This window comes from Lichenicoccus roseus, from assembly GCF_005844085.1.
Lineage (GTDB): Bacteria > Pseudomonadota > Alphaproteobacteria > Acetobacterales > Acetobacteraceae > Lichenicoccus > Lichenicoccus roseus.
Map to the genome: position 1 here is coordinate 334,374 of NZ_VCDI01000003.1, position 22,584 is coordinate 356,957.

The 22,584-nt window shown below is 67.8% G+C and carries 20 protein-coding genes; 10 read left to right on the forward strand and 10 right to left on the reverse strand.

Annotated elements, in window-relative coordinates; translation table 11 throughout:
• Nucleotides 1-599: 599 nt before the first annotated feature.
• Entirely contained in the window at nucleotides 600-1,484 is an 885-nt protein-coding gene (locus tag FE263_RS10835) for a glycosyltransferase family 2 protein (protein WP_171034044.1), read from the reverse strand.
• Between the two features lie 166 nt (nucleotides 1,485-1,650).
• Between FE263_RS10835 and FE263_RS10840 the strand changes: the two genes are divergently transcribed.
• Entirely contained in the window at nucleotides 1,651-1,992 is a 342-nt protein-coding gene (locus FE263_RS10840; protein ID WP_138326006.1) for a hypothetical protein, read from the forward strand.
• A gap of 19 nt (nucleotides 1,993-2,011) precedes the next feature.
• Here the strand turns inward: FE263_RS10840 and FE263_RS10845 are convergent, their stop codons facing one another.
• Nucleotides 2,012-2,281, reverse strand: coding sequence for a hypothetical protein (locus FE263_RS10845; protein ID WP_138326007.1), 270 nt, complete (start codon nucleotides 2,279-2,281; stop codon nucleotides 2,012-2,014).
• A 3-nt stretch (nucleotides 2,282-2,284) separates the two neighbouring features.
• Nucleotides 2,285-2,566, reverse strand: a complete 282-nt coding sequence (locus FE263_RS10850; protein WP_138326008.1) for a DUF427 domain-containing protein — start codon at nucleotides 2,564-2,566, stop codon at nucleotides 2,285-2,287.
• Nucleotides 2,567-2,732: 166 nt separating this feature from the next.
• On the opposite strand from FE263_RS10850, the gene FE263_RS10855 reads away from it, so the two are divergent.
• Complete coding sequence (locus tag FE263_RS10855) at nucleotides 2,733-4,211, forward strand: mechanosensitive ion channel family protein (RefSeq protein ID WP_171034045.1); 1,479 nt, start codon at nucleotides 2,733-2,735, stop codon at nucleotides 4,209-4,211.
• A gap of 73 nt (nucleotides 4,212-4,284) precedes the next feature.
• Nucleotides 4,285-5,403 (forward strand): HD domain-containing phosphohydrolase, encoded by a 1,119-nt coding sequence (locus tag FE263_RS10860; RefSeq protein ID WP_138326010.1) that lies wholly within the window; start codon nucleotides 4,285-4,287, stop codon nucleotides 5,401-5,403.
• 39 nt (nucleotides 5,404-5,442) lie between these two features.
• Here FE263_RS10860 and FE263_RS10865 read toward each other — a convergent pair whose 3' ends face one another.
• Both FE263_RS10865 and FE263_RS10870 read right to left on the reverse strand, forming a co-directional pair.
• A complete protein-coding gene (locus FE263_RS10865) occupies nucleotides 5,443-5,937 on the reverse strand; it encodes a hypothetical protein (RefSeq protein WP_138326011.1) in 495 nt (164 codons plus the stop codon).
• A 70-nt stretch (nucleotides 5,938-6,007) separates the two neighbouring features.
• On the reverse strand, nucleotides 6,008-6,568 hold the full coding sequence (locus tag FE263_RS10870) for an HNH endonuclease (RefSeq protein ID WP_138326012.1): 561 nt from the start codon (nucleotides 6,566-6,568) through the stop codon (nucleotides 6,008-6,010).
• A 129-nt stretch (nucleotides 6,569-6,697) separates the two neighbouring features.
• Between FE263_RS10870 and gluQRS the strand changes: the two genes are divergently transcribed.
• From gluQRS to FE263_RS10890, 4 genes are all read left to right on the forward strand, one after another.
• Entirely contained in the window at nucleotides 6,698-7,600 is a 903-nt protein-coding gene (gluQRS, locus tag FE263_RS10875) for a tRNA glutamyl-Q(34) synthetase GluQRS (protein ID WP_240759374.1), read from the forward strand.
• Nucleotides 7,601-7,669: 69 nt separating this feature from the next.
• Nucleotides 7,670-9,190: an alpha-amylase family glycosyl hydrolase gene (locus FE263_RS10880; RefSeq protein WP_205880336.1), complete on the forward strand. Its 1,521-nt coding sequence runs from the start codon at nucleotides 7,670-7,672 to the stop codon at nucleotides 9,188-9,190.
• Nucleotides 9,191-9,628: 438 nt separating this feature from the next.
• A complete protein-coding gene (locus tag FE263_RS10885; protein ID WP_138326013.1) occupies nucleotides 9,629-11,329 on the forward strand; it encodes a methyl-accepting chemotaxis protein in 1,701 nt (566 codons plus the stop codon).
• 112 nt (nucleotides 11,330-11,441) lie between these two features.
• Nucleotides 11,442-12,962 carry a carbohydrate porin gene (locus tag FE263_RS10890; RefSeq protein WP_205880337.1) on the forward strand — a complete coding sequence of 507 codons (1,521 nt, stop codon included), beginning with the start codon at nucleotides 11,442-11,444 and terminating at the stop codon, nucleotides 12,960-12,962.
• 147 nt (nucleotides 12,963-13,109) lie between these two features.
• Here the strand turns inward: FE263_RS10890 and FE263_RS10895 are convergent, their stop codons facing one another.
• Nucleotides 13,110-13,763: a TetR/AcrR family transcriptional regulator gene (locus FE263_RS10895; RefSeq protein WP_138326014.1), complete on the reverse strand. Its 654-nt coding sequence runs from the start codon at nucleotides 13,761-13,763 to the stop codon at nucleotides 13,110-13,112.
• Between the two features lie 51 nt (nucleotides 13,764-13,814).
• Here FE263_RS10895 and FE263_RS10900 point away from each other — a divergent pair, with 51 nt between their 5' ends.
• Nucleotides 13,815-14,648, forward strand: a complete 834-nt coding sequence (locus FE263_RS10900; RefSeq protein ID WP_138326015.1) for an oxidoreductase — start codon at nucleotides 13,815-13,817, stop codon at nucleotides 14,646-14,648.
• A gap of 8 nt (nucleotides 14,649-14,656) precedes the next feature.
• Here the strand turns inward: FE263_RS10900 and FE263_RS10905 are convergent, their stop codons facing one another.
• Complete coding sequence (locus tag FE263_RS10905) at nucleotides 14,657-15,805, reverse strand: MFS transporter (protein ID WP_138326016.1); 1,149 nt, start codon at nucleotides 15,803-15,805, stop codon at nucleotides 14,657-14,659.
• Complete coding sequence (locus tag FE263_RS10910; protein ID WP_276611185.1) at nucleotides 15,802-16,578, reverse strand: DeoR/GlpR family DNA-binding transcription regulator; 777 nt, start codon at nucleotides 16,576-16,578, stop codon at nucleotides 15,802-15,804. The genes FE263_RS10905 and FE263_RS10910 overlap by 4 nt, the downstream gene beginning before the upstream one ends.
• A gap of 150 nt (nucleotides 16,579-16,728) precedes the next feature.
• Between FE263_RS10910 and FE263_RS10915 the strand changes: the two genes are divergently transcribed.
• Together FE263_RS10915 and FE263_RS10920 are read left to right on the forward strand one after the other, a co-directional pair.
• Nucleotides 16,729-17,931, forward strand: a complete 1,203-nt coding sequence (locus tag FE263_RS10915) for a pyridoxal phosphate-dependent aminotransferase (protein WP_138326018.1) — start codon at nucleotides 16,729-16,731, stop codon at nucleotides 17,929-17,931.
• A 10-nt stretch (nucleotides 17,932-17,941) separates the two neighbouring features.
• Nucleotides 17,942-19,144 (forward strand): pyridoxal phosphate-dependent aminotransferase, encoded by a 1,203-nt coding sequence (locus FE263_RS10920; RefSeq protein WP_138326019.1) that lies wholly within the window; start codon nucleotides 17,942-17,944, stop codon nucleotides 19,142-19,144.
• 4 nt (nucleotides 19,145-19,148) lie between these two features.
• Here the strand turns inward: FE263_RS10920 and FE263_RS10925 are convergent, their stop codons facing one another.
• On the reverse strand, nucleotides 19,149-21,383 hold the full coding sequence (locus tag FE263_RS10925; protein WP_138326020.1) for a TonB-dependent siderophore receptor: 2,235 nt from the start codon (nucleotides 21,381-21,383) through the stop codon (nucleotides 19,149-19,151).
• Complete coding sequence (locus tag FE263_RS10930; RefSeq protein ID WP_138326021.1) at nucleotides 21,384-22,571, reverse strand: PepSY-associated TM helix domain-containing protein; 1,188 nt, start codon at nucleotides 22,569-22,571, stop codon at nucleotides 21,384-21,386.
• Nucleotides 22,572-22,584 lie beyond the last annotated feature (13 nt).

Consider the following 22,584-nt stretch of genomic DNA (forward strand, 5'->3'; position numbering starts at 1 on the left):
ACCTCGAGCAGTTACAACGGCGCGGCGATAACAGGTGGGTCCTTGACCCTGGATAGCGCCGGAACGCAAACGATGAGTTTTTTTGCCGCTGCTGGTTCCCAGGCTTTGATCCACCAGACGACGATCACGGTCTAGACGTGCTTGCTGTATCAGTGACTTGTAGATCCGCAAAAGTATAGTTCAGCAGGTTGGAGGAAATTCAGCATAGCGTAGGAACTGCCTCTGACGTCGTTCAGCTGCGATGATGTTCAAGCTCGGTTCAAGAGCGGCCGTTCACGTTCGAAACAGTCGCAAAACCGGCCAGAAATGTAGCAGCCTTAAGTTCCTAATAACACTTCGGGATCAAGCTGTGAGCGTTGGCTGCCTTATCAGCGCGCGCTCGCGCATCCGCACCGGCGGCCTACGCAGCCGCCGAGTTGTCGCCCACCGCCCACGGCGTCAGGCTTGTCGCGTTGCGCTCCAGGAAAGAGCCTAAAGCGACGTACCCGGCGAGCCCCAGCTAGGTCAGCGGCGGCTGAACGAATAGCGGACCTTCTAGCGGCAGCCGGTTGAACCTTGGCAGTGCCGAGCCTGCGAGCGGCACCCAGCGGCTCCCGCAGCTACCGCCCTGCGAGAGCAGCCGCCGCGTGGTGCCGGTGGCGCCGAGGGCCACGATGTCGACCGACAGCCCGGTCACCATCTTGTCGGCCTTGCTGCACTCGGCCGCCGTTGATCCATTGCGGCACCAGCCGGTCCGCATAGGCGCCGACCCGCAGCCCCTGGCGTGCCGCGACGGCGGCGAACTCCTCGTGCAGATCGCGGTCATAGCGGACGTTGCGCGTATATCCCGCAAGGTTGACCTTGTTCGCCGATGACGCCCAGAGATTGCCGCCATGCACGCGGTAGGCGCCGAGCTGCCTAGGCAACGTTGCCACGTCGCCGAACAACGGTGCCAGCTTGTTCACGTAGCCGTCCGGCGCCTTCCAGATGCGCGGATGCGGCACCGGCATGACGGCAAGCAGGTAGGCGCGCGCATAGGCATTCCCCGTCGACACCGGCCAGGGATAATAGCCGTTGGCGACCGAACGGCGACGGATCTCCTTCGCGGTCAGCAGCGAGGAGTAGGCGGGGAAAGGCATGTTCAGGTCGCGGCCGTCCGCATCGATGGTATCGAGCCGGAATTGCAGCTTCGACAGGCCGTCGCGCCAGGCCGACAGTACCGATGCAAGACAGTCGGGATACAGCATGTCGTCGGCATCGACGAACAGCACGACATCGCCCCGGCTGGCCGCGAAGCCTGCGTTGAAGGCTTTGACATGGCCGAGATTCTCCTGGCGAACCGTCGTTATGCGGTCACCGTAGGAGGCGAGGACATCTTCCGAGCTGTCACTGGAGCCGTCGTCGACGACGATAAGTTCCGAGGCCACGTGCGACTGCTCGAGAACGCTCTCGATAGAGGCGCGGAGGAAAGCCCCGTAATTGTGGTTGATGATGACGACGGACACGGCAGTTGCCGTCGTCTGCCTTGTCATCTCGTAGGTTTCTCCGCTCCGCATCGCATCCTGGAATGCCATGCTTCGGGCGTCGATCCAAGGCACGGTTATAGAATTGTTACGGGGTGGCCGCTGGGACAGCGCACGATGGACCGGTCAACAGCACCCGGAGACTTCCATGTCCGCATCAACGGCGACCAACATCTCGATCATCGAGAGCGGGGTGCTTACTTCGTTGCCCGGCCTGATCGGCATTGCCTTCGCCGGCAAGCTGACGCCGGTGTCGCTCACCATCCAGAAGAGCCTGGTCACCGCCGACGCCAACGTGGCCGCAGCCATTACCCGCCTGCAGGCCACCGCCGACGCGCTCGAGACCGGCAGCCCGCTGATCGTGGGTTCGGTGCTGGCCTTCCACCAGATCGCCACCGTGCTCGGCCTCGCCCTGCCATCCGAGGATGCGGTCTTCGCCGGCGTGAAGGCCGCCGCCCACGACGTGCTGGAAAGCCTCGTCGCGCACTGAGCCGGCTTCGCGCCCAGGCTCAGTGCCGACTGATCGTCACCTGAATGGAGGGGGCCAGCTTCTGCCAGTGGATCGGCGCCAGGCGGGTGTTGGTCTCCACGCCGAAGCCCCATACCCCGATGCCTACCACCACCAGGGCGCCGATCATCGCATAGAGCGCGATCCGCCTCGAGCGCCGGCGCTCGCCGGCCATGAAGCGATCCTGTCCGGCATCGAGGACTTCGGTGAAGGCGGCCGCCCGCGCCACGGCGTCGTGGCTGCGCGGGCCGGGCTGCAGGCGGTCAAGCATCGTTCACGGCTTGACCTGCACGCCCTTCCAGAACGCCACCCTGTCCTTGATCTCGGCCGCCGCCGTCTTCGGCTCGTCGTAGTACCAGGCGGCGTTCTCGTTGCGCTTGCCATTCACCTCGAGCGAGAAGTACCGCGCGGTGCCCTTCCATGGGCATACGCTGGTATGCGAACTCGGCGCCAGCACGTCCGCCCGGACCGCGCTGCGCGGGAAATACGCGTTGCCCTCGACACTGACGATGTCCTCGCTCTCCGCGATGACCTGCCCGTTCCAGACCGCCTGCATGACACTGTCCTCCCTGTTCCTGACGATCATGCCACAACCCCGGCATGCCACAACGCCGGCCGGGAAACCCCGTTGCGCCATGCCGCGGTACCGCCGTCGCCGGTCTGGCCTCCGTCCCGGCTTCATGGAATGCTCGGTCGCCGGCGAGGGTAGGGACGACACCGACGTGACTGAGGCCCTGTTGCCCCTGCTGCTCTCGACCGTGGTCCTGCTGCTGACGGCGCTGGTGCCGCGCCTCGCTCACCTCGCCGGGCTGCGCTGGCCGCTTTGGCTGCGTGTCGGCTGGCAGCTCACCGCCTTCACCGTGCTCACCGTGCTGATCGGGAGGGTGCTCGGCTCGCCGCTGCAGCCGCACTACCGCGAGGCGCATTCGGCCGGGCGGTTCTGGCAGCAGATCGTCGAAGCCGGGTGGTGGCTGATCGTGGCGCGCATCGCGGTCGGCCTGGCCCGCCTGCTGGTGGTGCTCGAGGGCCGGCCGCGCGAGACCCGCATCGTCTCCGACCTGCTGGCCGGCGCGATCACCGTCGCGATCATCCTGGCGATCGTGAACTTCGCCTTCGAGGTGCCGATCCGCGGCCTCTTGGCAACCTCCGGCGTGATCGCCATCGTGCTCGGCCTCGCCTTGCAGAGCACCCTGTCCGACGTGTTCTCCGGCATCGCGGTCGGGCTGGAGAGGCCGTACAAGGCCGGCGACCTGCTCTGGGTCGAGGGCGGGATCGAGGGCCACGTGGTTCAGGTCAACTGGCGCTCGACGCAGATCGCCACCGGCCAGAGCAACATCGCCGTCATCCCGAACAGCATCATCGCCAAGGCCCGGCTGGTGAACCGCAGTGCGCCGACCCCGATGCGCGGCGACAGCGTCGAGGTCCGGCTGGACGCCAATGCCGTGCCGGAGCAATGCCAGACCGCCCTGCTTTCGGCAATCCGCGCCTGCCGGCTGCTGCGCGCCAACCCGCCGCCGGGGGTGTCCTGCACGGGGCTCCAGGGGGACGGCGCCATCTACGAGATCAGCTTCTCGGTCGACAGCAGCGAGGGCCTGGCCGCCGCACGCACCGAGCTGCTCGCCCAGATCCACCGCCATCTGCATCATGCCGGCATAGCCCTCGCCCTGGTCGGCGCCGCCACGCCGCCACCGGTGACGGTGCCGGCCCTGGATCAGCTGCTGGCGCGCTCCGACATGTTCGGTGACCTGTCGCCCAAGCAGCGCGACCTGCTGGCGGCGCGGTTCACCCCGCTCTGGCTGCCGGAAGGCAACCGTCTCATCCACCAGGGCGACCCGCCGGAAGCGATGTTCATGATCGCGTCCGGCGTGGCCGAGATCACCATCGAGGGTCCGAACGGACCGCACGTGGTCTACCGGATGAGCCCGGGCGAAAGTCTCGGGGCGATCGGCGTGATCACCGGGGCGCCCTTCTCGGCATCGGCGACGGCGCTCACCGCCATGAAGGTCTACCGGCTCGATCGGAGCGAGATCGCGGCCGCCATCCTCGCCGAGCCAGGGCTCTCCACAGCACTCGACGCGGTGGCGCGGCGCGGCCAGGCAGCCTTGCGTCGCAATATCGCGAGCACAGACGATGCACAACTGGCGCATCCCGACATGTTTCTCGGCAAGCTGCGTGGGTTCCTGCATCTGCTGGGGACCTGAGCCGGCCTGCGAAGCACTTGGTTAAGTTTTGTGCGGCACACTGCGCCTGGGCTGGAAATCAGGGCGATCGGACGTGGCGCAGGCGCAGAGCATCCTTCTTGTCACCAGCGATCCCGAGGCCGTGCAGCCCGTGCGCCGCAGCCTCGCCCTGCTGCAGCCGGTGCAGACGCTCTGCCTGACCGACCCCCGGGACGATGCGATCCGTCACATGCTGGCGCATGGCGACGGGGTGTCCGTCATCGTCAGCGACGTCGTCCCGCGCGGCGTCGACATCGTGCGCGGCCTGAGAGGCTTGCTGGACCCGTTCCGCCTGCTGAAGACGCCGATCCTCTGCCTGGTCACCAGAACCTCGCCGCGCGACGAGGTGCAGGCCTGGGCGCTCGGCGCCTCGGCGGTGCTCGCGACCGGCAGTACCTCGGGTGCCCTAGTGGCGGCGGTGCGCGGCATGCTGCAGCCGGGCGAAACCCACCCCGGCCTGCAGCCACCGGAGCTTGAACGTCAGCTTGCCGTTGCCGTGACCGATGTCGGGGTCGCCGTCGCCGACATGCTGTCGAGCGCCAAGCAGGGCGGCCGGATCAGCACTCCGGCGATCGCTGAGGCGTCCGGGAGCATGCTGCAGGGCATCGGCACGGTCGGCATCTCGGCCTGGATGCGCCTGGTGTCGGAAGTCGACGATCAGACCTACCGGCACTGCATGATGGTCGCCGGCTTCGTCGCGGCCTTCGCGATGTCGCTCGGCTTCAGCCATGGCGATTGCGACCGCCTGACCCGGGCCGCGCTGATGCATGACATCGGCAAGGCCTTCATCCCGCTCGACATCCTGAACAAGCCTGGCCCGCTCGATGCGACACAGGCGGCGCTGATGCGCAGCCATGCCTGTCTTGGGGACGACCTGCTGCGCGCCCAGGGCGGTCATGGGGAGATGACCCTGGACGTGGTGCGCCACCATCACGAACATCTCGATGGCAGTGGCTATCCCGACGGGCTGTCGGGGAGGGGGATCTCGGATCCGGTGCGGATCGCGACGATCTGCGACATCTTCGCGGCCTTGATCGAACGCCGGGCCTACAAGTCGCCGATGACCGATGCCGAGGCGTTCCAGATCATGCGCGGCATGACCGGCAAGCTCGACATGCAGTTGCTGACCATGTTCGGCCGGCTGTTCGCGCGGCCGATGCCGCGGAGCGCCTGAAGCCAGGCCCGGCGACCGGCACCCTTGCCTGAATCGCTGTCATCGCGCGGACGCTGCCTTGCAGAGAGCGAGGAACTGCTCGCGGCTCAAGCCGTCGGACTGCAGCACGTAGGCCTCCGCCATGGCCTCCTGGAAGGCGAGCAGATGCGCCTGCGCCCCCAGGGTAGCGAGCAGCGCGCTGGCCGCTTCGAAGCAGAGCAGCATCTCGACGCCGCGTTCGGTCCGGATGGCCTGCGCACTCTCCGGCCGCGACGCGTAGATCCATTCCGACGCGACCGAGTAGCCCGCGCCGTCCGTTGCCAGTGCAAACAGGTCGCGCAGCACGACCCAAGGGTAGTCCGGCGGCGGCAGGGGAGAACGGTAGAACCTGATCGGCCAGCCTCGGATCGAGCAGCCGTGCAGCAGCCGCCGCGCTTCCTGGTGCGACGGTCCGGCTGCCGCCGCGGGGCGCCGTGACGCCGTCCGGCGCAGGATCACGCAGCATACGAGCAGCATGAGCGCGCAGTAGCCCAGCAGACCGTAGACGACGAACATTGCACGATCCGATCCCGTCCCGGCGCCGGCCGACCCGGCCGGGATCGCGTCCGGTGCCGGGTCGCCCGGCTCAGCTTTCCAGCACGCTGTCCCAGTAGAGATAGTCTCGCCAGCTCTCATGCAGGTAGTTCGGTGGAAAGGCCCGGCCGTTATCCTGCAGTTCCCAGGTTGTCGGCTGTGCCGGCGTGCGGCGCGGAAACATCCGGCACTCGCGCGGCAGCCTCGAACCCTTGAGCAGGTTGCAGGTGCCGCAGGCGGTGACGACGTTCTCCCAGGTGGTCCGGCCACCCCGGCTGCGCGGGATCACGTGGTCGAAGGTGAGGTCGTGCGTCGGCAGCCGGTCGAGACAGTACTGGCACGAGAAGTTGTCGCGCAGGAACACGTTGAAGCGGGTGAAGGCCGGTCGCCGGGCGGTCGGGATGTAGTCCTTCAGGGCGATCACGCTGGGCAACCGGATTGCCTGGCTCGGCGAATGCACCACGGTGTCGTATTCGTTCAGCACCGAGACACGATCTAGGAAGACCGCCTTGACCGCATCCTGCCAGGACCAGAGCGACAGCGGGAAATACGAGAGCGGCCGGAAGTCCGCATTCAGGACCAGAGCCGGATAGTGCTGGCCGCCATGAAGCAAAGCGAATCCTTTCCCGGATCGCGGCTGGCAGCATGGCGTTCAGTCGCACGGGCGATCACGCTGCGCCGTCGATTACCTGGCTAATCTATTGCAGACGCTCATTGAGCAGGCAAGCAGGCTGCATAGTCCGTGACCATCTTGTCCCCGAACAGCAACATTCCCGGCCTCGGGCCCGGATTGGTGACCCGCTTTGCGCCCAGTCCGACCGGATTGCTGCATCTGGGCCATGCCGCCTCCGCGCTCGCCGGCTGGCACGCGGCTCGCACCGCCGGTGGCCGGTTCCTGCTGCGACTCGAGGATATCGACCCGCAGCGATGCCGGCCCGGCTATGCGCAGGCCATCCTGGAGGACCTCGGCTGGCTCGGCCTCGACTGGGATGGTGAGGTACGGGTGCAGTCCGGGCATCTGGACGACTACCGCTGCGTGCTCGGCAACCTGCATCGGCGCGGCCTGCTCTACGAGTGCTTCTGCAGCCGCGCGGCGATCGCGCGCGAGACCGCCCTGTCGGTCGCTGCCCCGCACGTCTCCCCCGACCATGTGCCGCTCTATCCCGGCACCTGCCGACGGCTGGATCCGGAGTTGCGCCGGCGACGCTCCGCAGCGGGCGAGCCGTTCGTGCTGCGGCTGGACATGCGGTCGGCGCTCGCCGGCCTTGCCTGCACGGAGCGGGCGCTGCTGGCCCGGGATGCCGATACCGGGCGCGACCGGCAGTGCCATCCCGAGCGCTTCGGCGATGTGGTGCTGGCCCGGCGCGACGTGCCGGCCAGCTACCATCTCTGCGTCACCCACGACGACTGGCTGCAGGGGGTGACCCTGGTGGTGCGCGGCGAGGACCTGCTGCCGGCCACCGACGTGCATCGGCTGCTGCAGGCGCTGATGGGGTGGACGCCACCGGCCTGGTCGCACCATCATCTGCTGCTGGACCGGGACGGAAGGCGGCTGGCCAAGCGCGATGGCGCCCCCACCTTGCGGGCCATGCGTGCGGACGGCATGACCGCGGCGCACGTGCGTGCGCTGGCGGGGTTCCCCTGACGCCGGCGGGGCCGGCCGCGTGGATGCGGCCGCACCGGCGTCGGGACACGATCGCGAACGGAGCATGTCTTGCCAGGTCCAGACCCCATTGCCCTGCCGGCGGCGCCGCGCCATCCCGTGCTATACCAGATCAACACCAGGGTCCTGCTGGCCGGCATCAGCGCCCGCTTCGGCCGCCAGGCCAGCCTGGACGACATACCCGACGCCGCGTTGCACGGCGTCGCCGAGCTCGGCTTCGACTGGGTGTGGTTCCTCGGCGTCTGGCAGACCGGCGCCGCCGGCCGGGCGATCTCGCGCAGCAACCCGGCCTGGCAGGACAGCTACCGGCATGCGCTGGCCGACCTCCGCCCCGAGGATATCAGCGGCTCCCCCTACGCGATCTCCGACTACCGCGCCGACGCGGCGTTCGGCGGCAACGAGGCGCTGGAGCGGCTGCGCCGGCGGGTGAACGCAGCCGGCCTGCGCCTGATGCTGGACTTCGTTCCAAACCACCTGGCGCCCGACCATGAATGGGTGGCCTCGCGGCCGTCGCTGTTCATGCATGGCACCGAGGCGGATCTCGCCTCGCATCCGCAGGACTGGCTGCGCATCGGCGAGGCGGGTGATGCGGGATCGATCGTGCTCGCCCACGGCCGCGATCCGTATTTCCCCGGTTGGGTCGACACCGTCCAGCTCGACTATGCCAACCCGGAGACCCGGTCGGCGATGGGCGAGGTGCTGCTCGATCTCGCCGGCCGCTGCGATGGACTGCGCTGCGACATGGCCATGCTGCTGCTGCCGGAGGTGTTCCGACAGACCTGGAGCGACAGCCTGCGGGGCCGGCCGGTCGCCGGCTTCTGGCCTGACATCATCCCGCGCCTGCGGGCGCGGCATCCCGGCTTCTGCCTGATGGCTGAGGTCTATTGGGGCCGCGATCGGGAAATGATCGAGCAGGGCTTCGACTTCGCGTACGACAAGTCGCTGTATGACGCCCTGGTGGCAGGCGACGGTCCGCTGGTTCGTGACCTGCTCGCCGCCGATCCGGACTGGCAGGGACACCTCGCCCGGTTCCTCGAAAATCATGACGAGCCGCGCGCGGCCAGCACGCTGCCGCTGCCGCGTCACAAGGCCGCCGCGGTGCTGAGCTTCGCCGCTCCGGGGCTGCGCCTGCTGCACCAGGGTCAGCTCGAAGGGGCGCGGGTGCATATCCCGATCCATCTCAATCGCGGCCCGGTCGAGGACATCGACATCGCCGTGCACGAGTTCTACCTCGACCTGCTGTCGGTGCTGCGCGATCCGGTGCTGCGGAACGGCAGCTACCAGCCGGTCGCGGCAGACCCTGCGTGGGACGGCAATCCGAGCCACCGCGCCTTCACCGCAGCGATCTGGTCGGACGAAAGCGGGCCGCGTCTGCTTTGCGTGGTGAACTATGGCGACAGCCGCGGGCAGTGCCGGGTCCGGCTGTCGCATCCGCGGCTGGCCGGGCAGCTGGTGTCGCTATCGGATCGGCTCGGCCCGGAACATTATGCCCGCGACGGCGGCGCGCTTGCCGGCGAGGGGCTCTACCTGGACCTGCCGGGTTGGGGGTACAACCTCTTCGCGATCGGCTAGCCTACCTGTCGGGGCGGTGCGCACCCGAGATCCGGCGCAGCAACCTTCGCCCAGACTCAGAGCAAGGCGAGGCGCCCACTCGCAGGTGGTAACGTGATCCAGCAACCGGGATCCTCCCGTGCCTGCGTGGACACCGGGAAGCAGGGCTTGACCTGCACTGGGACCAGGCGCCCGCAGAGGCCGCCAGCGGCGTATCTCACGGACACGATCGACTTGCCGAACGCGATGATCGCGCGTCCGGCGGACGTGAGGGATCGTGATGGTGTGCCCGGCTCTGCTGTCACGTCGTCCGGCGAGGACAGGATGCCCGCTCAGGCAGGTGTCCCTGCCAGGTCGATGCGGGTCAGCCCCTTAAAGGATCCTTAAGAGTTCTGCCGTACGTGTAGGTGACAAGGACTCCTGTCGCCGAGGGCGTCCATACGCACGCGTAGGATCATCATGTCTGTCAGAGCGCGTGTTGCGAACCTACTCATCCGCACCAAGATCATAGCTTCGTTCATGATCATTCTTGGTGTGATGTTTCTGTTGTGTGCGACTGCGCTGCAACAACTCAACACGCTCAACAGCTCGGTTGTTTATTTCGCGTCCAACTTGACGCCCAGTCTCGTCGACCTGGGAAACATGCGCCAGGCTTTTACGGCCCAGCAGGGCAGCGTGAGCCGTATCATACTGGCAATCGACAACCAGGCGGCTCTGCAAGCCAACGAAGCAGCCTATGCCGGCGCATTCAAGGATTTCGCCGACAATGATGCGCAATACGGAGCCTCGATCGATCCCGGCAGGGAAATGGAAATCCATGACGGGATCGTTGCAAGATACAAGGAATATACGACCGGCGTCGGTGAGCTGCACAAGTTCCTGCTGTCTGGAAAAAGCAGCGATGCGAAGGCCTACCTGACTGACAGTCTGGATCCGATAGCAGGCAGGATCGATGTCCTGATGAAGCAGGACGTCGAACTCAACATAGGCCAGGCATCCGCAGCCGCTGCCAAGGGAGCAACTGCGGATGCAGCCGCCAAGAGATTCGTAATCGCATTCTGCGCTCTTGGCGTGCTGGTCGCGGTCTTGGTCGGCATCTTCCTCATCCGTTCCATCGCATCGCCCATCAGGTCGATGACAATCACGATGCGCAAGCTGGCGTTGCACGACACGGCGGTGGACGTCCCGGCACGCGGTCGTACCGACGAAGTCGGCCAGATGGCCGAAGCCGTCCAGTCCTTCAAGGACGGCATCATCAAGGCTGAAGCTGCCGCATCGGAGCAGGAACTCATGCGCCAGATCATGGCGCAGCGGACTGTGCGCATCGAGAGCCTGATCGGCGTGTTCGAGCGGCAGATCGGCAGCACCGTGGCATCCCTCGCAACGGCTTCGACAGAGATGGAGGCGACTGCGCGCTCGATGACCGGCAATGCCGACCTGACCGATCAGCAGGCGACCGCGGTAGCCCGGGCGGCGCAGCACTCGAACACCGGAGTGCAGACCGTGGCGGCAGCATCGGAAGAACTCGCCTCCTCGATCACCGAGATCAACCGCCAAGTTTCGTCATCAGCCGCGCTGACGGCGAAGGTCGTCCACAGCATCCGGCAGACCGACGCCACCGTGCAAGCACTCGCACGATCTGCAACCCAGATCGGTCAGGTCGTGGAACTGATCAACAACATCGCCAGCCAGACCAATCTGCTGGCGCTGAACGCCACCATCGAAGCCGCCCGGGCAGGAGATGCCGGCAAGGGCTTTGCGGTAGTCGCATCCGAGGTCAAGAGCCTGGCGCAACAGACCAGCAAGGCAACCGGCGACATCGGTGGACAGATTGCCGGGATCCAGCACGCGACGCAGAGCGCGGTGGTCGCGATCAAGGAGGTGGCGAGCCTGATCGAGGAGGTAGGCTCGATCACCACCTCGATCGCGGCCGCCGTCGAGCAGCAGGGCGCTGCGACGAGTGAGATCGCACGCAACGTGCAGGATACTGCCGTCAGCACACGCACGGTGACCGACAACATTGCCGGGGTCAGCCGTGCAGCCAACGAGACCGGCACCTCGGCCGGACAGGTGCTCGACGCCGCCGGCGGACTGTCGCGTCAGGCGGAGACGCTGTCTTCGGAGGTGAAGAGCTTCCTGACCTCGGTCCGGGCTGCCTGAGCGCCGCCTGCTTGCAAGTCCCGCGAGCCCCCCATCCAGGAGACCGCATGTGCGACATCGCCAGCCAGCACGGCATCATTGCCACCGGTCGTCGCGCCGGCAATGGACACTCGTGGCGATTGCCTTTGCCATCGGCTCGATCGACCTGCTGTCCCGGGGCGCCATGGCACAGGCTCCGGCGCCGATAGACGGGCAGCCGATCCCGACCACGCCCGCCGTGACAGGCAGTCGCGTCCCTGGCCAGACAGGTGTCGCGACCCCGCCACCCGCCCCGTCCGCCGAGGCACCGACCGGGATCTGGCAGCGGCCGAACCTGCTGGGAAACATGGGTGGCCTGCGTTCGGTTCTTGGCCGCTACGGGATCGCCCTCGGACTGAACGAGACCGACGAGGTGTTCGGCAACGCCACCGGTGGCACACGTCGCGGAACCGACTATGACGGACTGACGGTCTTGAGCGTCGGTCTCGACACATCGAGTGCGTTCGGCTGGGCTGGCGGCAGCTTCAACCTCAGCGCGCTGCAGATCCACGGCCGCAACCTGAGCAGCGACAACCTCTACACGCTCCAGTCCGCCACCGGCATCGAGGCCTACCGGTCGACACGATTGTGGGAAGCCTGGTTCCAGCAGACATTCATGGGCGGGAAACTCGACCTGAAGCTCGGCCAGCAGAGCGTCGACCTGGAATTCATCACCAGCCAGGGCTCAAGCCTCTTCACCAACACGGTGATGGGCTGGCCGGCACTTCCCTCCCTCGACCTCTATGCGGGCGGTCCGGCCTATCCACTCTCCTCGCTCGGCATCCGGCTGCGCGCCCAGCCGGCCGACAACGTTGCGCTGCTCCTGGGCGTATTCGACGACAATGCTCCCGGCGGCCCGATAGACGACGACAGCCAGCTGCGAGGTGCAGCGCAGTCCGGAACCAGGTTCAATACCGGCACCGGTGCCCTGCTCATCGCCGAGGTCCAGTACGCCTTCAACCTGCCATCGGCGGGAGTGCCGCAAACCGGCGCGCCACCACCGGCCGAGCCGGTCACGCAACTGCCGCCACCCGGGCTGCCTGGCGTCTACAAGCTCGGTGCCTACGTCGATACCGGCGATTACCTCGATCAGCGCTTCGACGAAGACGGTCTGTCGCTCGGCGATCCGGCCAGCGTCGGGCGACCGCACCGCCGAAGCGGCAACTTCGGCATATACGGCGTCATGGACCAGACGATCTGGCGGCCCGATCCGCAAGGTGCACGCGCGGTGGGCATCTTTGCCCGGCTCATGGGTGGCCCGGGCGACCGCAACCTCGCAGACTTCACCCTCAATACCGGGATCACGCTCAAGTCCCCGCTGCACGGCCGCGACAACGACACGGTCGGACTAGGCTATGGGTTGGTGCGTATCAGCCACGCCGTCTCGGCTCTCGACCAGGACAGGATTGCCGCTTCCGGGCTGGCACTTCCCATACGCTCAAGCGAAAGCTTCATCGAGCTCACCTACCAGGCACAGATCGTTGCGTGGTGGAGCATGCAGCCTGACCTGCAATACGTATTCACACCCGGCGGCGGCATCGCCGATCCGCTGCGACCAGGACGGCGGATCAGCAATGAGCTGGTCGTGGGAGCTCGGACGATCGTCACGTTCTGAATCGATCTCGAATGCCGGTATAGCTCTCGGAGCCATCGTCGAACTTCGCGCGCATGCATCCGGTCGAGGGTTTGCAGAGATCGACCGTCAAAGGATGATTAATGCCCGGAAGCCGGGTCGATGTTTCCGAACCTGTCTCCTGTTACGTTACCGTCCGAGGTCAGACCCCATAGGGTGCCCGCCGGTGCTCAGGATCTGCATGAGCGCCGTCCGATCGGCGTGTCGGGTGAAGCCCAGCAGTGCGATCGCGGCCGCGTCGCGGGCGCGCGGGACCAGCATGCGGTCGGCAATCTCTCCGGCGGTCCAGAACGACAGCACGCCGCGGAACATGACGGCGAGCTGATCGGGCAGTACCGCCAGCGCCAGCGCGGTATCGGAAAGCCCGGTCCCGGCGCCGAGTGCCTCGGCCCAGAATGCGCTCGAGCGCGACGAGACATTGCCCGGAGTGTCGATCGGGGCGCCGATCGCTGCCATGACGGCCCGGTTCACGGTCGGGTCCGCGCACATGACCGATGCCGCGACATCGGCCGCCATCAGGATGCGGTCGACTGCATCCACCGGCAGCGCAGTCCCGCCGAGGCGCGCATGCATGAGCTCGATGCGACGCGCCGACAACGCCAGCATGATCGCACCCTTGCTACCGTATTGGTTGAAAGGGGTTGCGAAACTGAGCCCGGCTTCGTCCGCGAGCGCCCGCATCGAGAATGCGGCGTCGCCCTGGGCGAGCAGGCGCTCGGCCGCGTCCAGGATCCGTTCGCGCGTGTGGGTTTTCGGAAGTTGGTGGACCTCGCCCCTGGTCATCAGACTTTATATCATGATATAGAATAAGGACAACATGCTTAGGACAGCGCGATGACGGATACCAGGACCTTCCTCATAACCGGCGTCAGCTCCGGCCTCGGCCGAGCCTTTGCCGACGGCGCACTGGCGGCAGGCCATCGCGTCATCGGCACGGTACGCCGCCCCGAGGATGCGCTCGCCTTCGGTGCGACGGCGCGCGCGTTCCCGCTCCTGCTCGACGTCACCCACTACGCATCGGTCGCGGAAGCCGTCCGCCAAGCCGAAGGTGAGGCGGGCCCGATCGATGTCCTGGTCAACAATGCCGGCTACGGGCACGAAGGGATCCTGGAGGAGTCGTCGATCGACGACCTGCAACGACAATTCGCCGCCAACGTGTTCGGCCCGGTCGCGATGATGCAGGCCGTGCTGCCCGGCATGCGCGAGCGTCGTCGCGGCCATATCTTCAACGTCACCTCGATGGGCGGCTTCATCACCATGCCGGGGATCAGTTTCTACTGCGGCAGCAAGTTCGCGCTCGAGGGCATCTCGGAGGCGCTCGGCAAGGAAGTCGCCAGCTTCGGCATCCATGTCACGGCACTCGCACCCGGGCAGTTCCGCACCGACTGGGCCGGTCGCTCGATGGATCGCACCGGGCGCAGCATTGCCGCCTACGACGCGGTGATGGACCCGATCCGGGCGGCGCGGCAGGCCAAGAGCGGCAACCAGCCGGGCGATCCCGACAGGGCGGCGCAGGTCCTGCTGCAGCTGGTGCAATGCGCGAACCCGCCGACCAGGTTGTTCCTCGGCGCGGATGCGTTGCAGGTCGTGGCGCAGAAGCTGGAGCAGATGGCAGCCGAGATCCGGCAATGGGAGACGCTGTCCCGCTCGACCGACTTCGGCGCCTGAGCCCGTCGTCAGAGCAGGCGGCCGCAGAGCGAGACGGCGACCAGCATCAGGGCCAGGACCAGGAACGCCACCGGCAGGCTGCCCACATGCGCGACCAGGCCGATCCCGGCGGGCCCGACGAGGATCCCGGCATAGCCAAGGGTGGTGATCGCCGGCACCGCGACCGGTTCCGGCATGACGGTCTGCCGGCCGACCGCGCTGAACAGCACCGGCACGATGTTGGCGCAGCCTACCCCGATCAGCGCGAAACCGAGCAGGCCGACCGGCCAGGACGATGCCAGGACGGCGAGCAGGAAGCCGCTCGCCGCGCACAGGCCGCCGACCAGCACCACCCGCCGGGGTCCCAGCGCATCCACGATGCGATCGCCCGAGAGCCGTCCGATGGTCATCGTCGCTGCGAAGGCGGCGTAGCCGAGCCCGGCACGGGCGCGGGCGATATGGTCGATCGCGGTGAGGAACACGGCACTCCAGTCGAGCACCGCGCCCTCCGCCAGGAACAGCACGAAGCAGAGCAGCCCGATGAACAGCACGATGCCGTGCGGCAGGGCGAAGGCCGGACCGTCGCTACGGGCGCCGTACGGCAGCAGGCTGGAGGCGGACAGCGCCAGGGCCGCGGCCATGACCAGCGATACCGCCAACGTCGCCTGCAGCGGCGCCAGGCCGACGGTCAGCAGCAGCGCCATGCCGCCGGCGCCGGCCATGCCGCCGAGACTGAACAGGCCGTGGAAGCCGGACATCATCGACCGTCCGCTGGCGCGCTCGACGATGATGGCCTGGATGTTCATCGCGACGTCCAGGCCGCCGATGCCGGCGCCGAACAGCATCAGGGCCGGCACCAGAACCCAGAGCGACGAGATCGTGGCAAGCAGCGGCAGGGCGAGCAGGGCGGCGATACCGGTGGCGACGATCACCCGGCGGCAGCCGAACCGCGCGGTGGCGGCGCCGGACAGTGGCATGGTGACGATCGAGCCGATGCCCAGGCAGAGCAGCAGCAGGCCGAGGGTGCCGTCGGTGAGCCCGGCACGCGCCTTGGCGAACGGCACCAGCGCCGCCCAGGCTGCGCTCGCGAAGCCGGTGACGAAGAAGACCAGCCTGGTGGCGCGCTGCTCGGCACCGGCGGGATGACGGCGCAGGGCCGCGTCGGCGATGCGGGTCATGTGGCGGCGCCGGCGCGATGGATCGCGATGCCGAGCGCCACGAACGGCTCGAGCAGCGTTGCGGGAGCATCCGCCTCGACGACGAGATGCGCGAGACGGCTGGCCGGCAGGACGGCGAACGGCGCACCGGTGCCGAGTTTCCCGCTGGTCGCCGTGCTCAGCACCATCGCCGCATCCTGCGCCGCGGCGCGCTTGAATTCGGCATCCTCGAGGTGGAAGGCGGCCAGACCGGCGGCCGCATCGATCGCACAGGCGCCGAGCAGCGCGACGTCGATGCGGATCGCCGCGAGGTCCCGCAGCGCCCGGATGCCGAGCGCCGCGCCGGATCGGGGATCCACGCGTCCGCCGATCATGACCAGCTCGATGCCGGCAGCGTCGGCCAGGGCGGCGGCCACCCGCGGCGCGTGCGCCACCACGGTGATCCGGAGTTCCTGCGACAGCGCCCGCGCCACCGCGACATTGGTGGATCCGGCATCGAGGAACAGCACCTGATGCGGCTGGATCACCTTTGCCAGCAGGTCGGCAGCCGCCTGGCCGAGTGCCGCCTTGCGCGAGACCTGCTCAGTTTCACGCTGGCGCAGCGTGCCGGTGGCGGGGGAGAGCGGCAACGCGCCGCCGTAGACGCGGCGGCACAGCCCGGCGGCGGCGAGGTCGCGCAGGTCTCGCCGTGCGGTGTCCTCGGAAACTCCGAACCTGCGGGCCAGATCGATCGCCATGACCCGCCCCGAGCGGGATAGGTGTTCCAGAATGTGCCGCTGACGCTCGTCCGGCATCGACCATGTCGTCTCGACCACCACAAATCCCCCGGCAAACCGGCATCATCATGCAGAACCGTGCAACTCCATGCAAGGGCCGATCCGGTTTCGCCGCCGGCTGTTATGATCTAGCGTAGGGTGCTCCAGCCGCAGCACCGGACCGGATCCATGGATCTCATCGCCGCCCGCCTCAACAAGATCAGCCCGAGCCAGACCATCGCGATCTCCAGCAAGGCGCGGGCGCTGAAGGCAGCCGGCCGCGACATCATCAGCCTGTCCGCCGGCGAGCCGGACTTCGATACCCCCGAGAACGTCAAGCAGGCGGCTATCCGTGCGATCGAGCAGGGCCAGACCAAGTATACCGATGTCTCCGGCACGCCGGCGCTGAAGCGGGCGATCGCCGAGCGCTTCCGCATCGACTCCGGGCTCGACTACAGGCCCGAGGAGATCATCGTCTCCACCGGCGGCAAGCAGGTCATCTACAACGCCATGGTGGCGACGCTGGATGCCGGCGACGAGGCGATCATCCCGTCGCCCTGCTGGGTGTCGTACCCCGATATCGTGGCGCTGGCTGACGGCACCCCGGTGATCGTCCCGTGCGGTCCGAACTCCGGCTTCAAGCTGCGCGCCGAGGATCTGGAAGCGGCGATCACGCCACGCACCAAGTGGTTCTTCCTGAACAGCCCGAACAACCCGACCGGCGCGGCCTATTCCGCCGAGGAGCTGCGGCCGATCTGCGACGTGCTGCTGCGCCATCCGGACGTCTGGATCTTCACCGACGACATCTACGACAAGCTGGTCTATGGCGATTTCAGGCCGGCCACCATCGTGCAGGTCGAGCCGCGGCTGCGCGACCGCACGGTGACCATGAACGGCTGCTCGAAGGCGTATGCGATGACAGGCTGGCGCATCGGCTATGCCGGCGCGCCGGTGACGCTGATCCGCGCGATGGACAAGCTGCAGAGCCAGTCGACGTCGAACACCAGCTCGATCAGCCAGGCGGCGGCGCTGGAGGCGCTGAGCGGGCCGCAGGATTTCATCGGCGGCATGGTCGCGACCTACCAGGAGCGGCGCGACCTCGTGGTCGACATGCTGAACCGGGCGGCCGGGATCACCTGCCACAAGCCGGAGGGTGCGTTCTACGTGTATCCCTCGATGCAGGGCTGCATCGGCAAGACCAGCCGTGCGGGTGCCACGATCGGCAACGACGCGGACTTCGTCACCGCGCTGCTGGAGGAGGAGGGCGTTGCCACCGTGCACGGCGCCGCCTTCATGTTCCCGGGCCATTTCCGGGTCAGCTACGCCACCGACACCGACAGCCTGCGCGAGGCATGCACGCGCATCCAGCGCTTCTGTTCCGGACTGGAGTAGGCAACCCGGCATGCCGGCACTCGCCTCGCGGCTCGCCACCCTGCAGATGCCGGCGACGATCGGCATGTCGATCCGCGCGCGGGCGTTGCGGGCGAACGGCTACCGGGTGATCTCGCTGGCGCTCGGCGAGCCGGATTTCGCGACGCCGCCGGACGCCATCGACGCCGCCCACGACGCGGCGCTGGCGGGCCATACCAAGTATCCGCCGATCGACGGCACCGCGGCGCTGAAGGCGGCGGTGCGCGGCAAGTTCGCGCGCGAGAACGGCCTCGAATTCACCGACAGCGAGGTCATGGTCGGCAACGGCGGCAAGCAGATCCTGTTCAATGCCCTGATGGCGACGCTCGAGCCGGGCGACGAGGTGGTGATCCCGGCGCCGTACTGGGCCAGCTACCCGGTCATCACGCAGCTGCTCGGTGGCGTTCCGGTGCACCCGGAATGCCCTGAGGCACTGGATTTCAGCCTGACCCCCGAGGCGCTGGAAGCTGCGATCACGCCGCGAACAAAGTGGGTGATCCTGAATTTTCCGAACAACCCGACCGGCGCGACCTGCTCGCACGAGCAGCTGAGGGCCTACGCTTCCGTGCTGGAGCGCCATCCCGAGATATGGGTGCTGTGCGACGAGATCTACGAGCACCTGATCTATGACGGCCCGGCGCACGCCTCGCTGGCCGCGGTGGCGCCGCACCTGCGCGACCGCATCCTCACCATCGGTGGGGTGTCGAAGAGCTACGCCATGACCGGCTGGCGCATCGGCTATGGCGGCGGCCCGGCGCCGCTGATACGCGCCATGACCACCATCCAGAGCAACGCCACGTCCGGTGCGAGCACGATCAGCCAGGCTGCCGCGGTGGCGGCGCTGGAGGGCGGCGCCGAGCTGGTCCAGGTGATGCGGGTGACCTACCGGCGCCGGCGCAACCTGGTTGTCTCCGCGCTGCGCGCCATGCGCGGCATAACCTGCGCGATGCCGCACGGCGCGTTCTATGCCTATCCGGGGATTGCGGCCTGCATCGGCCGCACCAGCGCCGGCGGCCGTCTTATCGAGACCGACGAGGATTTCGCGCTTGCGCTGATCGAGGAGCAGCATGTGGCCGTGGTGCAGGGCGGCGCCTTCGGCATGAGCCCGTACCTGCGCCTCAGTGTCGCCGCCGACGACGACACGCTGCTGGAAGCCTGCGCGCGCATGAGCGTGTTCTGCGACGGGCTGCGCTGACGCCTCACCACTTGTAGGTGAGGCGTCCGATCACGTTGCGCCCGGCGCCGAAGAAGCAGCCGAACGAGGCCGAGTAGCAGCTCGAGATGTAGCGCTTGTCGAGCAGGTTCTGCGCGGTGATCTGCGCGACCGCGCCCTTCAGCGACGGCAGCAGGCCGGCCAGCGCGTACTGGATCTGCGCATCCACCAGCGTGGTGTTCGGCGTGACCGTCTCGACCGTCTGGTCGGCCAGGGTGTTGCCGTTGTAGCGCACGCCGGCGCCGAGCCCTAAGCCGCGCAGGCGTCCGTCGCCGATATCGTAGTGCGCCCACACCGATGCATATTGCGCCGGGATCTGCGTCGGCCGCTTGCCGGAAAGCACGCCGCTATCGCCCTCGTAGGCGACATCCTGGTAGGTCCAGGAGGCGATGACGTTGAGGCGCCTGGTCAGGTTGGCGTGCGCCTCGAGCTCGATGCCCTGCGAGCGTATGGCGCCGGTCTGCACGCTGGCGAACAGGTGTGCCGGGTTGGGATCGGCCACCAGCACATGCGTCTCGGTGAGGTGGAACAGCGCCGCGGTCAGGAACGCGTCGATGTTGCGCGGCTGGTACTTGAGCCCGACCTCGTACTGCTCGCCCTTGGTCGGCTTGAACGGGTTGCCGAAGAAATCCACCGAGTTCGCCGGCTGGAACGACTGCGCGTAGTTGAAATAGGGCGAGAGGCCGACCGGGAAGGCGTACAGGATGCCGCCGCGCCAGGTGAAGGCGCGGTCGAACTGGTCGAAGCTCGACGCCGGGGTGATCTGGTTGCGCGTCGAGATGTCGGACCAGTCCTCGCGTGCGCCGATCTGCAGATGCAGCCGCCCCAGGGCGATCTGGTCCTCGGCGAACGTCGCCTCCTGGCTGGTGCCGACGCTTTCGTTGGTGGTCAGCGCCGGCGCCGGAATGACCTGGTTGTTGTTCGGTGCGTAGATGTCGATCGGCGGCGCCTGGCCGAACAGGAAATCATAGCTGTCGCGCAGGTCCTGCCAGTTCGCGCCCACCAGCAGGCTGTGATGCAGCGGCCCGGTATCGAAATGGCCCAGCACCTGCTCCTCGAGCGTGATGGTGTCGAAATGCTCTTTCGAGGCGGCGGTGTTGCGGGCGAGCGTCCGGTCGTCCGCCTCCAGGCTGCCGCCGCCATAGACCTGCTCGTAGGCGCTGCCGACATTGGCGTAGCGCGCGACCGAACGCACGCTCCACTGGTCGTCGAAATGATGGGTGAACTGGTAGCCGATCGATGTCTGGCTGCGGTCGAACTTCTCGAAGCCGGTGTCGCCGATATAGACATCGTTCGGGATCGGGCCGTTCGGATTGGGCAAAATAGTGCCCTGCAGCGGTACGGTGCCGTAGCCGCCACCCTGCGGATCGTGCTGGTAGAACGCATTGATGGTGAGCGTGGTTCGGTCGTCCGGCAGCCAGGAGATCGACGGCGTCACCGCATAGCGGTCCGAAGTGGTGTGCCGGTCCTGCGAGCCGGAGGTGAAGCCGGTCGCGGCCAGACGGTACAGGAACTGGCCGGACTGGTCCAGCGCGCCGCCGAAATCGCCGGTGCCGCGCACGTAGCCGAAGGTGCCGCTTTCGAACGACAGCATGTGGATGGGATCCGCCACCGGCAGCTTCGAAGTGAGGTCGACGACGCCGCCCGGGCTCGCCTGGCCGTACAGCACCGAGGGCGGCCCCTTCAGCACGTCGACGCGCTCGAGCAGGTAGGGGTCGATCTGCTGGGTGGCGTAGAATGCGCCGTTGAACAGCTTGAGCTCGTCGAGGAACTCGTCGATGCCGTCGACCGCGTTGAAGCCGCGTATGCTGATCTGGTCATAGCGCGTCGAGAAGCCGCGGTTCTCGCTGGCGATGCCCGAGGTGTAGCGCAGCGCTTCGCCGAGCGTGCGCGCGTTCTGCTGGTCGAGCTGCGCGCGGGTCACCACCGAGACCGCCTGCGGCGTGTCGATCAGCGGCGTGTCGGTCTTGGTGGCGGCGTTGGAATCCTTCGGCACGAAGCCGTTGCGCCGGTTGCGATGACCGATCACCGAGACGATCTCGGGCGGCTTCTCGCTGCCTTCGGCGCCAACCTGCCCCGACGCCGGCTGGACGGCGACCGGTGCGGCCGCCTGCGTTGCCTGCGCGCAGGCCGGCTGCGGCGCGAGCAGGCCGCTGGTCAGGCAGGCCGCCGACGAGAGCATGAGGGTGTGACGCAGCGGCCACCGCAGCCTTGGGCGCATTCAGCAATCTCCTTGGGTTGGGGTCGGGCGCTCGTTCGCGCGCGCGGCGGCAGCCGGCCGGCGGCCGCGGAGCCGGCGCCACCAGGGCAGGAAGCCGGTCACCGCGAGGCCGGTGGTCGCCAGGCCGAGCAGCAGGACCAGCAGGCGTGTCGGCAGGCCGAAGACCTGGCCGCTATGCAGCGGGTAGAGCGAGCGAAGCACCAGCCGCCCCGCGCCATCCAGGCGCGGCTGGTCGATCCAGGCGACGTCGCCATCGCGACGGTCGATCGAGTAGGTGACGCGGCCGAAGCCCTCGTAGAGCGTGCTGCCGCCGGGAGCGAAGCCGACTTCGTAGAAGCCGCGTGCGGGATCATCGGCGATCTCGACCGGCGCCAGACCGGGCGTACGCCGCGACGCTGCCGCCACCGCCGCCTGCTCGGCACGCGCGAAGCCGATCGCGGGGCCGGCCGCCGGCAACGAGGCGGCGGGGCGATCGAACGGCGATGGTCGCGGCGGCGACAGCGTCTCGACGATCGGGCGGAACGCCTCGTCGTAGAAATTCATCGCCACCGACGTGTAGGCCAGGATCGCCAGCGGCCCGAGCAGCCACAGGCCGCCGACGCGATGCAGTTCCGGCAGCGGCCGGCGCGCCAGTGCTGGACCGGTACTGCGCCATGCCGGCGCCCAGGTGCGCCACCAGGGAGGCCGCCGTGGCCAGGTGATGCAGATGCCGAGCAGCGCCAGCAGCAGCCAGGCAAGCGCCGCCACACCCATGAGCCAGCGGCCGGGGGTGCCCGCGAGCAGCGTGTAGTGCAGCAGGTAGATGGCCTGGAACAGGTTGCGCCGGCCCAGTCCTGCCGCGCTGGTACGGGCGCCGACCACGGCGCCGTCCGCCGGATCGACGAAGATCTGGTCGTGCGCATCCGGGCCGGCCGGTGCCAGGTGGATGCAGAAGGCCTCGCCGGGCGCGGTGCGCAGCGGAAAGCCGGCGACGTGCCAGTCGGGATGCGCCCGCTGCTCGAAGCGCACCAGCGCCAGCGGCGGCTGCACCGGGCGTGACGGGACGCGGAACAGCTCCGGGTTGAGGGCCGCGTCGAGCCCGGCGCGGAACACCAGCAGGCAGCCGGTGGTTGCGGCGATCAGCAGGAAGATCGCGGCGGCCAGGCCGAGATAGCGGTGCGACACGAACAGCAGCCGGCGCATCGTCATGCCGCCGCACCTT